General features: G+C 70.6%; 12 protein-coding genes. 6 read left to right on the top strand and 6 right to left on the bottom strand.

The annotated features are described in order from the left end of the window. The first annotated feature begins 32 nt into the window (after nt 1–32). The 3 genes from Q2K19_RS26445 to Q2K19_RS26435 all read left to right on the top strand — a co-directional run bounded on the left by Q2K19_RS26445 (nt 33) and on the right by Q2K19_RS26435 (nt 2,171). Entirely contained in the window at nt 33–560 is a 528-nt protein-coding gene (locus Q2K19_RS26445; RefSeq protein ID WP_302764725.1) for a winged helix-turn-helix transcriptional regulator, read from the top strand. A gap of 255 nt (nt 561–815) precedes the next feature. Further along, complete coding sequence (locus Q2K19_RS26440) at nt 816–1,889, top strand: FUSC family protein (RefSeq protein ID WP_302764724.1); 1,074 nt, start codon at nt 816–818, stop codon at nt 1,887–1,889. A gap of 123 nt (nt 1,890–2,012) precedes the next feature. Further along, nucleotides 2,013–2,171: a hypothetical protein gene (locus tag Q2K19_RS26435; protein ID WP_302764722.1), complete on the top strand. Its 159-nt coding sequence runs from the start codon at nt 2,013–2,015 to the stop codon at nt 2,169–2,171. A gap of 101 nt (nt 2,172–2,272) precedes the next feature. Here Q2K19_RS26435 and Q2K19_RS26430 read toward each other — a convergent pair whose 3' ends face one another. Beyond that, nucleotides 2,273–2,665: a PPOX class F420-dependent oxidoreductase gene (locus Q2K19_RS26430; RefSeq protein WP_302764720.1), complete on the bottom strand. Its 393-nt coding sequence runs from the start codon at nt 2,663–2,665 to the stop codon at nt 2,273–2,275. Between the two features lie 111 nt (nt 2,666–2,776). On the opposite strand from Q2K19_RS26430, the gene Q2K19_RS26425 reads away from it, so the two are divergent. Further along, nucleotides 2,777–3,319, top strand: coding sequence for an RNA ligase 1 family protein (locus Q2K19_RS26425; protein WP_302764718.1), 543 nt, complete (start codon nt 2,777–2,779; stop codon nt 3,317–3,319). Between the two features lie 30 nt (nt 3,320–3,349). Continuing rightward, nucleotides 3,350–4,144, top strand: coding sequence for a protein phosphatase 2C domain-containing protein (locus Q2K19_RS26420; RefSeq protein WP_302764715.1), 795 nt, complete (start codon nt 3,350–3,352; stop codon nt 4,142–4,144). Between the two features lie 66 nt (nt 4,145–4,210). On the opposite strand, the gene Q2K19_RS26415 is transcribed toward Q2K19_RS26420, so the two are convergent. Next, nucleotides 4,211–4,504: a hypothetical protein gene (locus Q2K19_RS26415; protein ID WP_302764713.1), complete on the bottom strand. Its 294-nt coding sequence runs from the start codon at nt 4,502–4,504 to the stop codon at nt 4,211–4,213. A 136-nt stretch (nt 4,505–4,640) separates the two neighbouring features. Here Q2K19_RS26415 and Q2K19_RS26410 point away from each other — a divergent pair, with 136 nt between their 5' ends. Next, nucleotides 4,641–5,513, top strand: a complete 873-nt coding sequence (locus Q2K19_RS26410) for a class I SAM-dependent methyltransferase (RefSeq protein WP_302764711.1) — start codon at nt 4,641–4,643, stop codon at nt 5,511–5,513. 88 nt (nt 5,514–5,601) lie between these two features. On the opposite strand, the gene Q2K19_RS26405 is transcribed toward Q2K19_RS26410, so the two are convergent. The 4 genes from Q2K19_RS26405 to Q2K19_RS26390 all read right to left on the bottom strand — a co-directional run bounded on the left by Q2K19_RS26405 (nt 5,602) and on the right by Q2K19_RS26390 (nt 11,478). Further along, entirely contained in the window at nt 5,602–8,361 is a 2,760-nt protein-coding gene (locus Q2K19_RS26405; protein WP_302764710.1) for a bifunctional YncE family protein/alkaline phosphatase family protein, read from the bottom strand. A 4-nt stretch (nt 8,362–8,365) separates the two neighbouring features. Beyond that, nucleotides 8,366–9,733 (bottom strand): ABC transporter permease, encoded by a 1,368-nt coding sequence (locus Q2K19_RS26400; protein ID WP_302764708.1) that lies wholly within the window; start codon nt 9,731–9,733, stop codon nt 8,366–8,368. Then, nucleotides 9,730–10,671: an ABC transporter ATP-binding protein gene (locus Q2K19_RS26395; protein WP_302764707.1), complete on the bottom strand. Its 942-nt coding sequence runs from the start codon at nt 10,669–10,671 to the stop codon at nt 9,730–9,732. Before Q2K19_RS26395 ends, Q2K19_RS26400 begins: the two co-directional genes overlap by 4 nt. A 267-nt stretch (nt 10,672–10,938) precedes the next feature. After that, complete coding sequence (locus Q2K19_RS26390; RefSeq protein WP_302764704.1) at nt 10,939–11,478, bottom strand: PH domain-containing protein; 540 nt, start codon at nt 11,476–11,478, stop codon at nt 10,939–10,941. Nucleotides 11,479–11,584: the final 106 nt, after the last annotated feature.

The following is an 11,584-nucleotide window of genomic DNA, read 5'->3' as shown; positions in this document are numbered from 1 at the left end:
TGAATGAACCATGCGGGTGTAGGATCGATTCCATGGCACTGGGCAAGAACTACGAGGGGCAGAACTGCTCCCTGGCCAGGGCGCTGGAACTGGTCGGTGAGCGATGGACACTGCTCGTCGTCCGCGACGCCTTCTACGGCGTACGCCGCTACGGCGACTTCCTCAGCCACCTGGACGTCCCCCGGGCCGTGCTCGCCGACCGGCTGAACACCCTCGTCGAGGCGGGCATCCTCCGGCGCCACCGCTACCAGGACTCGCCACCACGGGACGAATACCTGCTCACCGAGCGGGGCAGCGAGCTCTGGTCCGTGATCTACCCGCTGATGCGCTGGGGCGAGCGGCACTTCGCCACCGGCGAGCCGCTGCGGACCTTCCGGCACGCCGCGTGCGGCACCGAACTGGACGCGGCCAGCCGCTGCCCGACCTGCGGCCACGCCGACGTGGCGCCCGGCGACGTCGAGGCCCACCCCGGGCCGGGCGTCCCGGCGCAGCCGCGCCAGGACCCGGCCAGCGTCGCGCTGCGCCAGCGCCCGCACCGGCTCCTCCGACCACTGCTCTGAGCCGGGTTCGGCCCCGCTGTCCCCGCCGGTCAGGTATCGGCACCGTTGGGTGGAATCGGACCGCCTCTTCCTGATTGGCCGGATCCTTGGCCGTGGGCGTGATACGAGTGCTCAGTGCGGGGTGATGAGCACCGGCCAGGCGGCAACCGGTCCCGGCGTGATCGCGCGGCGGAGAACGTGAAGGCCGGTGCGGCCAGGATTCGAGGTCGCAGCGGCCGGGCGGGTCGACTGCGCCTGCATCAGCTGGAAGTCGCGGTGGTGATCTCCCTGCAGGCTGGGCTTGCCGCGGCCCTGGCCTGGTCGATCGGACACAACGTGCTGGGCAATCCCTCGCCGGTCTTCGCGCCCTCCGCCGCAGTGGGCACGATCGTCGCCGCGCTCGGCCAGCGGGCCCGCCGCACCGCCGAACTGCTCCTCGGGGTCGGACTGGGTATCGCCACCACCGACTTCCTGCTGACCCTCCTGGGCACGGGGTTCTGGCAGACCGGCTTCATCGTCGGATGCGCCGTCCTGGCCACGCTCGTGCTGTTCGGGCGCAGCGGGGCAGCCGTCGGGCAGGCCGGCGGTACGGCGGTGCTGCTCGCGACCCTGGCTCCGGCCCAGAAGGACCTCGAGTGGCCGCGGATCGTCGAGGCGACGGTCGGCGGCCTCGTCGGCCTCGTGGTGGTCGCGTTGCTCCTACCGATCAACCCGATGCGGATCCTCGACCGCGACGCGGCCCCCATCTACCAATCCCTCGCCGCTCAGTTGAGAGAGATCTCCGCGGCACTGGCCACGCATGATCAGCAGCGGGCGGTCCGGACGCTGGACACGCTGCGCAGCATGGGACCTGAGCTCGACCGGATGCACCAGGCGCTCAGCGGCGCCGAAGAGGTGGTGAGCCTGGCGCCGGCCCGATGGCGGCGCCGCCAGGACGTGGAACGCTTCGCCCACGCGACCGTGTACCTGGAACGAGTCATCGAACACAGCCGAGGGCTGGCCCGCCGGTCAGCGATGGCGCTGCAGTATCACGAGCGGATTCCCCCCGACCTCTCCGCCGGCGTCGAGCACCTCGCCGACGCGGTCGGGCTCCTGCGCAGCGAACACCGTGCCGGACGCCCCACCGAACGCACCCACCAGAAGATCCGCGACGCCGTGCACCACGCCGGCCGAGCCCGAGCGCTGGGGGTCAACGACTTCGGCGATGCGGTGGTGACCCAGCTGCGCACCGCCGCGAGCGACCTGCTCCGAGCCACCGGCTGCGATCCGACGTCGGCGAACGAGGAGATTCGCACTGCCATGCAAGACGGCGAGCAATCCGTTCAGGCAGGAGGTGGCCGGCCCGAATGAGGGCAGCGTCCACGGCATCCGCATCGTCGACCGAGCGTCGTTTGCCCCCGACTCACCCGGGAACGCGACGAGCAGAGTGGCGCGTGGAGCCGCCCGCGCCACCAGGATCACCGGGAGGTCGACATGGGCGACCGGGCAAAGCTGCACGAGTTGCGACAGCAGGCGCACAACGCGGGCATCGAGGGCAACTCCAAGATGACCGAGCAACAGCTACGTGACGCGATGCGCAGGGTCAGCAAGGGCGAGCGCCCCGAGATGGCCAAGCAGGAAGCCAGGCGCTGAAACGGCTGACGGCTCCGGCATCCACTGGGTGCCGGAGCCACCGCCGGGATCAGCTGGTCCCGTGACACTCGTCGTGTCCCGGTGACCGCGGTCCCGGCCGGTCAGCCCGGAGAACTGATCCGCTCCGCCTCGATCTTCATGATCACGCGGGTCTGGTCGCGGCCACCGAACCACGGATAGGGGCGGCCGAGGTACTTCTGCGACAACTGGTCGATGTGCTCGGTGGCGCCGTGCTCGGTCAGGTCGAGGACCCGGCCGCGGACCGCGATGTAGCGGCTCGGGTTCTCCGGGTCGGCGATCGCCACCGCCACCCTGGGATCGCGTGCGACGTTGCGTACCTTTTGAAAGCCCTGAACGGTGTTGATGATGATGTGCTTGCCGTCGGTGTCCACCCAGGTCTCGGTGATCTGCGGTGACCCGTCCGGCATGAGTGTCGTGATGAAGCAGATGCTGGGCGCACGCAGCAGCGCGATCAGGTTCTCGGGTAGATCCATGATCCGACACTACGTCGCACCCGGTGCTCCCGCTGGCGTGAGCACCTGACCGGTGGCGGTCCCGGCGCGCGCGGGCCGATATCCGTTTGGCACTGCTGAGACCATGCGTGCGTGCACAAGATCCCCACGCTGTTCCGCCGCGACCCGGACGACCGCAAGCGCGTCCTGCCCGAGGCCCACCCCGCCTGCCAGTGGGTCCTCGACGGCGAGGGAAGGCCGACGCGCAAGTACGACGGCACCTGCGTGATGCTCGACGAGGACGGCACCTGGTGGGCCCGGCGCGAGGTGCGGCCGGGCCGGACGCGGCCGCCCGGCTACCAGCCGGTGATGACGGACGACGTCACCGGCAAGACCGTGGGCTGGGAACCGATCGAGCAGTCGCCGTACGCGCGGTACCACGCCGAGGCCCTCGCCGACTCGCCCGAGCGGCACCGCCCCGGCACCTACGAGCTGATCGGCCCGAAGATCAACGGAAACCCCGAGGGCGTACGGGGCCACGAGCTCGTACGGCATGGCGACGCGGAGAAGCTGGACGTGCCGCGCGACCTGGACGGCCTGCGTGACTGGCTGCTGGCGCACCCCCGGTACGAGGGCATCGTCTGGCACCATCCGGACGGGCGGAGGGCGAAGTTGAAGCACCGCGACTTCGCCTGAGCCGGCGGATCGGTGAGGGGGCGGCAGGACATGCGGGTGACGATGACGAGCGCCGCGGCACGGAGCGGCCACGCGAACGAGGACTTCACCGGCGCCACACCGACGGCGGCGGTGCTGATCGACGGCGCCGGCATCCCCGGCACCGAATCGATCTGCCGGCACGGCGTGGCCTGGTACGCCAGCCGCCTGGGAGGCCGACTCCTCAGCCTCTTGTCACTCGTGCCGGGCCGCAGCCCGTCGGCGCTGCTCGCCGAGGCCATCGAGCAGGTGACGGACGACCACCGGGACACCTGCGACGTCGCCAACCCGATCAGTCCATCGGCGACCGTCGTCGTCCTGCGCCGGTCCGACGGCCGCATCGAGCACCTGGTGCTCGGTGACTCGGTCCTCGTGCTCGATCGGGCCGAGGCCGCCCCGCTCGTCGTCTCCGATCCCCGGGAGGTGATCGTCAGTCGGTCGTACCGGTCCGCGCTCGAGGCCACCGTGGCGGGTAGCGACGAGTACCACCGAGTCCTCCGGCAGCTGCGGGCCAATCGGAACCAGCCCGGCGGCTTCTGGCTGGCCAAGGACGATCCGCGGGCGGCGGACGAGGCGATCACCGGTAGCTGTCCGATCTCCGAGCTGACCGGTGCCGTCCTGCTCAGCAATGGCGCCAGCCGCATCGTGGACCGTTTCCGGCTCGCCGGCTGGCCAGGGGTGCTGGCCATCCTGGCGGCAAGCGGACCCGGCGAAATCATCCATCGTGTCCGCGAGGCGGAGGCGCGCCACGCGGTGCCGGCGGACGATGCGACGATCGCGCACTGCACCGACCTCGGCGAGGCCTGACCGTCGCCGGCGGACTGAGCCCGAGGCTGGACGGCCGACGCGCCGGCCGCGACCGCGGTCGAACCGTCAGCTGAGACCGCGGTGGGCGGCCCAGAGGGTGCCGGCGCGAGTGGCAGCGTCGGCGACGAGGGTCGCCAGCTCGGGCCGGTCGGGCACGGGGAACGAGACGTACGTGCCGCGGCCGCCGCCGGTCGGTCGGCCGTAGGCCTTCGCGGCGAGACGCCCGTCCGGGAGAAGCCGGACATTGAGGGTGATCAGCGTGAACTCCTCCCCGCGTCGAGTGTCGGTCCAGCGGAGCCCCTCCGGGATCGTGACGTTGATCGCCAGGGCACTCACGTCGGGGGCGACGTCGCTGCTCATGGACGCATCTTCTCACCCACCGACGCCCGTTCCTGTCGGCCGGCGGGGCTGAGCCGTGACAAATGTCAGCGGCGGCCGGCGATGGTCGACGCTACCGTCGGCGCGGAGCCGACGTCCCAGCGGAGGGAAGGCAGCGATGTCGCGAAGTTTGCCGGCGAGCCGTACCGCGGTGATGGTGTGCCAGGGTCGCGCCGCCGCAGACGGGCTGATCGCTCCCCGCCGCTTCGCGGATCCGACCGCCATGTCCCTGCTGCGTCCGGACGAGCGGGAGGCCGTCGAGTGGGTACGCGACGGTCTGATACCCCGAGCGTGGCAGCAGCGCATCGACTACGAGACGGTACGCGCCAACGCCGAGGTGATCGTGCCCCGTACCGTCGCCATCGACGACGCGGTGCGCGCCCGCGTCAACCCCCAGCTGGTGATTCTCGGCGCCGGGCTGGACGGCCGCGCCTGGCGGATGCCGGAACTCGCCGGGGTGACCGTCTTCGAGGTCGACCAGCCGGCCAGCCAGGAGGACAAGCGCGAGCGCGCCGCGGGGCTGTCCGGCAGCCCGCCCAGGTTCGTCCCGGTGGACTTCGGCCACGACCGGCTGGCCGAGGCGCTGGCGGCCGCCGGGCACCGCGCCGACCGTGCCACGACCTGGATCTGGGAGGGCGTCGTCCCCTACCTGACCACGGCGGAGGTGGCCGCCACGGTCACCGAGCTCGCCGCCTGCTCCGCGCCGGACAGCCGCCTCGTCGTCAACTTCCAGACGCCCGCGACAGCCACGAAGCTGGGCCGGGTGCTTGCCCGGCTGTTGATGGCGTCCACCGGCCGGTCGAGCGTCTGGGCGAAGGAGCCGTGGCGCTCGACCTGGACACCCGCCGCCATGGCCGCCCTGCTCGCCCGCCACGGCTACACCGTCACCCGGGACGAGAGCCTGCTCGACACGGCGCGGGCGCTGGCCACCCCGATCCGCCACTCCAGGTCGCTCGCCCATGGCCGGGTGACGACCGCTGATCGGAGCTGATCCCGCCCGTCCAGATATCCAGGTGACGGAAGGGGCCCCTGGCCGGCGGTGACGCCGGTCAGGGGCCCCGTGACGCGATCGGCCTACGTCAGCCGTCGGACTCCGGCGACGGGAGGTAGGCGCCCGGCACGTCCTCCGGCGCGAAGATCTTGTCCTCGCCGGGGTACGGCTTCTTCCAGTCGTGCGTCTCGTACCAGGTGAAGTGGTTCATCTGCGCGGGGTTCGCGAAGTCGGGCTTGGCGTCGGGCCCGGTGAGCCGCTGGTGCGACTTCCACTCCTTCCACTGCTCCGCCACCTGCTGCTTGTCCGCCGGCACCGTCGCCGACGGTGCGGCCGCGGCGTTCGGGTTCTGCGGCGCGGGGGTGTCCGGACCGCAGGCAGGCGGGGTGCTCAGACCCGCGGTCAGCGAGGTCCGGTTGGGCAGCGCGGTGAACGGCGCGAAGTCCGCGTTCTGGGTGAACGCCCCCCGCATCGGGCTGGCCGCGCTGTCCTTCTGGTTCATCGGGTGGATCCCGAGGATCTGCTCGATGGTCCGGATCATCGTGATCTGCGTGTAGTAGTGGCTGTCGACGACGCCGTGCCGGGCCCAGGGGCTGATGATCTGGATCGGGGCGCGGTGGCCGTCGACGTGGTCGAGGCCGGCCTGGGAGTCGTCCTCGACCACGAAGATCGCCGAGTCCTTCCAGGACGGGCTGTGCGAGATCGTGTCGACGATCTTGCCGACCGCGAGGTCGTTGTCCGCGACCTGAGCGGCCGAGTTCGGCGGGCCACCGGTGTGGTCGCTGGAGAGCCAGAACATGTTCAGGTTCGCCGGCCCGTTCTTCTCGAAGTCACGCTTCCAGATCTCGTACCGGTAGATGTCCGGGACGGCGGTGTCGAACTTCGGGAAGCCGGGCACCGACACGCTGTTGAGTGACGGGATCGGCGAGGAGGACACCAGGGAGTAGGCCGTGTTCTGCCCGGTGGCCGCCATGTTCCTGGTATCGCAGTACAGGTTCTGCCAGCTCGCGCCGGCCGGCTTGGTCAGGAACTGGTGGAACTCGCCGAAGTCGCGCACGGTCTTACCGGCCGCCTGCGCCCCGGTCCAGAGGAAGCCGGTCCGCTGGTGGCCGAGGGCGTCGTCCTCGGTGTCGTAGCTGCGGATGTACTCACCGGCGGAGGACTCGGTGTACTCCGGGTTGTCGGCCTGCATCAGCCAGTTGTGACCCTCGGCCGAGTTGGTGCCGATGTCGTACGTGTTGTCGTACAGCCCGAACTGCTTGGCCATCGCGTGCTGGTTCGGCGTCACGTTCTCGCCGAACTGCGCCAGCGACGGGTCGCCGTTGCCCTCCCGGATGTCACCGAAGACCTGGTCGTAGGTCCGGTTCTCCTTCACGATCAGGAAGACGTGCTTGATCGTCGAGGGGTCGCCGAGCCGCAGCGGGACCGGCACCGGCTTCGCGTCGCCCTTGCCCTCGGTCAGCGTGACCGAGCCGCCGTGCCAGCCGTTCTGGCTGAAGACCTTGCCGGTCTCGGACCTGGTGACCTCGTCGCTCGGCAGCGTGAACCGCTGCAGGCTCGACGTCGTGTCGTGGGTGCCGTGGCCGGCGGGGTTGTTGGGGCGGCGAGCGTCGATGCCCCGGGTGTTGGAGACCAGCACGTCGTTGCCGACGGTGGTGATCTCCGCGGGGAAGTAGTCCGTCGGGAGCAGCCCGACGTAGCTGACCGGCTCCAGCGGGGTCGTGTACCGGTAGACGGCGACTGCGTTGGCGCGGCCGAGCGTCACCAGCAGATGCCCGTCGTCGGTGAGCGTCACCGCGTCGGGCTCGTAGCCCACGGTCGCCTCCGGCCACGGCTGGGTGGCGATGGTCTGGACGACCTTGTTGCTCGCGGTGTCGATGACGGACACGTCGTTGGTGGCCGTGTTGGTGACGAACAGCGCCCCGTTCTTCGCGTACAGGGCGGTCGGGTGCAGACCGACGTCGATGCTCGAAGGGGCGGCGGCCGGGTTCGCCAGGTCGATGACGCTGACCGTGCCGCTGAGGGTGGCGGCGGTCACCTGGTCGGCCAGCACCTGCGTGTTGTACGAGTTGATCGTGGGCTCGCCGGGCAACGCCTTCCGCCCGCCCTCGTTGCTGACGTAGAGCTTGGTCCCGACCATGATCATGTCACGCGGGGCGTTGCCCACGGCCCAACTCTGCTGGATGGCCCCGGTCGTCGCGTCGATGGCGACCACCCGGTTCTGGCCGTTGACGGCGGAGTACACGGTGGAGCCGTCGGCCGAGAACACGGCCTCGCCCACCAGCGCTCGCTTCGGCCCGTCCTGCGCGATCCGGATGAACGTCGGGTTGGCGAGGGAGCCGTCCGCGTTCACGGTGAACCTGCGGTAGCCGTCGGCCTGACCGAGCCAAAGCTGCGAACCGTCGGGCGAGTACGTGGGGCCTTCCTGGCCCACGTCGTTGCCGCTGATGCGCAGGTTCGCCCCCGCGTTGTTGCCGACGAGCTGCTGCACCTTCCAGGTTTTCAGGTCCACGATGGCCAGCGCCATCCCACCGTCGGTGACCGAAGCCGCGAGATGGGTGCCGTCCGGGCTGACCGAGGACGACATGATCTTGCCGTTGTTGAGGACGAGGCGCTCGCCGATCGGGTTGAGGTACTGGTCCCCGGAGACGACCAGGCCCTGGTCGGTGGTCTGGCCGACCTGGTCGGTGCCGAACTGGTGCGTCTGGGCGAAACCGATGCCGGTGCCGGCGACCACGACGACGGCGGTGGTGCCTGCCGTCGCGAGGGTGATCCGGCGGCCGATGCGTCGACCGAGAAGGCTGCGATGGTCCTTCTCGACACGCCGACGGCGGCGTGTGACCTGCATTGAGTTATCCCTTCGTGGTGGGGAGCAGTTCGACGTTGCCGTCGAACTGCCAGAGCGGGTTCGGCGCGTCCCCGATCGGGGTCCGCACCAGGAAGTAGCCGTTCACTTCCTTCGGTCCGTCGCCGTCGGCCACGAACCGCCCGTCGGCGGTGACGTCGAGCTGGTAGATGGCCGTCCCTGCGGCCTCGACGTCGGGGAGGTGCCAGGTGACGACGCAACGCCAGTCGTTGCCCGGCCCCTTTGCGGCGACCTTGCCGCCGCCCTTGTTGCACGTCGCCGTGGCCCTCAGCTGCGCTTCGGTGACGTGCGGCCGGTTGAGCTGCTCGGTCTGCATCCGGTAGAGGTGGGCGAAGACCGTGGCGACCGAGCGCTGCACCTTGTCCTGCTCGATCCCGGAGCCCGCGGCCGGGGTCGCCGCGGCCACGACCGCTACCGTCACGGCGACCAGCCCGACGAGCGGCAGGACCCCGGCGGTGACCGCGCGGCGCCCGGAGCCGTCGTAGCTCAGGTTGGTGAAGTCGCGCCGCAGAAAGAGCAGGTACGCCAGCGCTGTCGCGGTCACGGCCCACACCAGGCTGACCACGATGCCGATCAGGAGCGGGCCAAGCTGCGCCGGGCCGATGAACAAGCCGTTCCAGGCGATGAAGGCGTAGCCGGGCAGGGCGAGCCGTACGGCGACGGGAAGCGGCAGCATCTGGGCGAGCTGCATCGCGAGCGCCACGAGCACCGGCAGCAGCAGCCCCATCGGGGACCGCCCCAGCGCGACGGACCCGAGTAGTCCGATCGCGGCGAGAGCCAGGGTCGGGGCGAGGACGCACACCCAGGCGAGCAGGACCTTCCCGGCGGCGTCCGCCGATGTGAGCAGGTGGCCGTCGAGGCCGACGAACGGCTGGTTGCCGACCGCCAGGAGGCCGCCGGCCGCGCTGGAGCCGGCCAGCCCCGCCACGAGCAGCAGGATGACGGTGAGGCTGGCCAGTGCCTTGGCCACGAAGATCCGTCGAGGCGACCGAACCGCCACGAGCAGGTGGCGCCAGGTGCCGAGCCGGTCCTCGGCGGCGAACACGTCGCCGGCGACCACCGAGGTCAGCAGCGGGAGCCCCCAGGTGCCCGCGAAACCGAGCACCACCAGCGGCCCGGCCCACCCCGTGGCGTGCATCCAACGACCGAAGAGGGTGTCGACGGGCAGCGAGCTCTGCTGGCTCACCGCGGTGACGAAGAGCGCCGGCGCGATCCAGCAGGCGAGGACCAGCAAGCGGATCCGCCATTGCGAGACCAGCTTGACCAGCTCGAAGCGGTAGCCGCGGGCCACCGGGACCCGGCGGGTGGCGGCAACCTGGTCGTCGGCGACGGTCGCGATCGTCGCGGTGGTCATCGGCTGGCCTCCTGCTGCTCGGTGAGGGCGAGGAACGCGGCCTCGAGCGGCGACACCACGGGTGCGAGCTCACGCACCGCGATGCCGTCGTGCACGAGCCGCACCACCAGTTCGTCGAGCCCCGGCTCCAGTGCACGCACCACGAGCACCTCGGCGTCGTGCCGCGCGCCGGCGTCGTCGACGACGCGGACCCCGGCCGTGTCGACCGCCAGCCGGCGGGCGGCCTGCGGGTCGGAGGTGCGCAGCCGGTAGTCGAGTTCGCTGTTCTCGGCGGCCAGCTTGCTCAGCGGGCCGGAGAAGACGATCCGGCCGGTGGCGACGATGGTGACCTCGGAGCACAGTGCTTCGAGGTCGTCCATGCGGTGGCTCGAGAGGACGACGCTGGCGCCGTCCGCCGCGAGCCGGGTGAGGACCTGGTGTACGTGCTTCTTGCCGGCCGGGTCGAGGCCGTTGGCGGGTTCGTCGAGCACGAGCAGCCGGGGCTTGGTGAGCAGGGCGGCGGCGAGCCCGAGCCGCTGACGCATGCCGAGGGAGAAGCTGCTCGCCCGGTCGTCGGCGACATCGGTGAGCCCGACCTGGTCGAGCACGTCGTCGATCCCTGCTTTCCGCGCGTCGCGGCCGTGGAGTGCGGCCAGCGCGGCGAGGTTCTGCCGGGCGGTGAGCGAGGGGTAGAGGCCGGGACCGTCCACGAAGCCGGCGACACCGTCGGGCGCGGCGAGTGCCCGTCCGACCGGCGCGCCCAGGATCTCCAGGCGGCCGCGGTCGGCGACGGCCAGGCCCAGCAGGAGGCCGAGCAGTGTCGTCTTGCCGGCGCCGTTCGGCCCGACCAGGCCGTGGATCTGCCCCTGCGCCACATCCAGATCGATGGCGTCGAGTGCGACGACGTCGCCGAAACATTTGGTGATGCCGCGAGCCCGGATTGCGAGGAGTGCGGTCATGGGCCCCTTCTTTCGTCGCCTCAAGCAACTTAGGGACCGCACGGAACGCAGGCAGGAACCGCTGGCTGAACGTTCATGGAACGGAAGACGACGGGCTACCCCAGGGCAGCCGTCCACTTTGGTCAGTGGCCGCCCGTGGAGCTGTTCACTTCGAAGAGCTGCGAGCGTTGTCCTCGGGCAGATGAAGTGCTGGCCGAGATCGAGCGCGACGTCCGGACGCGGCGGGGCCAGCCCGCCTTCGTCCTCGGGCTTCCCGTCGACCGGGGGCTAGTTTCCAGAAGTATCGGACTGACGCTCAGGCTGGTCGGGCGCCGTTCCGGAGCCGAGCGCTCGCAGGTGCGCCTCACGCAGTGTCTGCAGCGCCTGGTGATAGTCGGCATTGGTCAGCGCTACACGCGGTGCGCTCGATCCCCATCTCTTCTGCGCAGACACCAGCGGCGTCTCAATCGGCTTGTTGTCTCGGGTCAGGACCCAGATCGCTTCCGTTTGCCGCGGGAAGCCGGAGGCCCTCGTGGGCCAACTGTCGATCCGGGCGACCGAGGACCAGGGCAGCGTGCGGGTGCGGAAGATTGTGCGGATCCGGATTCCCTCGTCGCTGATGAAGACGCCGGCGCGGCTCATCCGCCACCCACCCCCCAGCCAGGCACACACCAGGAAGATGGGCCAGGCCACGAAGGGCGACGGTGGCCACTCGTCGGAGAAGATCTGGTAGAGGAACCAGGTGCTCCCGGCGACACCGAGCGGCAGCACCACCGCTACGTACACCAGCTCGCCGGTGATCGGGTGCGGGCGCCGCCAGCGGGTCATGCCATCATCGTCGTCGACCGGTCAAGGCGACTCAGTCGTGTGGAACAGGGCGGGTCAGCGCCACTCGTTGATCGTCGGGCGTGGTTGAGGACGGCGCCTGGTGGCC

The organism is Micromonospora sp. NBRC 110009, from assembly GCF_030518795.1.
Classification (GTDB): Bacteria; Actinomycetota; Actinomycetes; order Mycobacteriales; family Micromonosporaceae; genus Micromonospora.
Note: the sequence above shows the minus strand (reverse complement) of the source record. Positions and strands in the feature narration are given on the sequence as shown.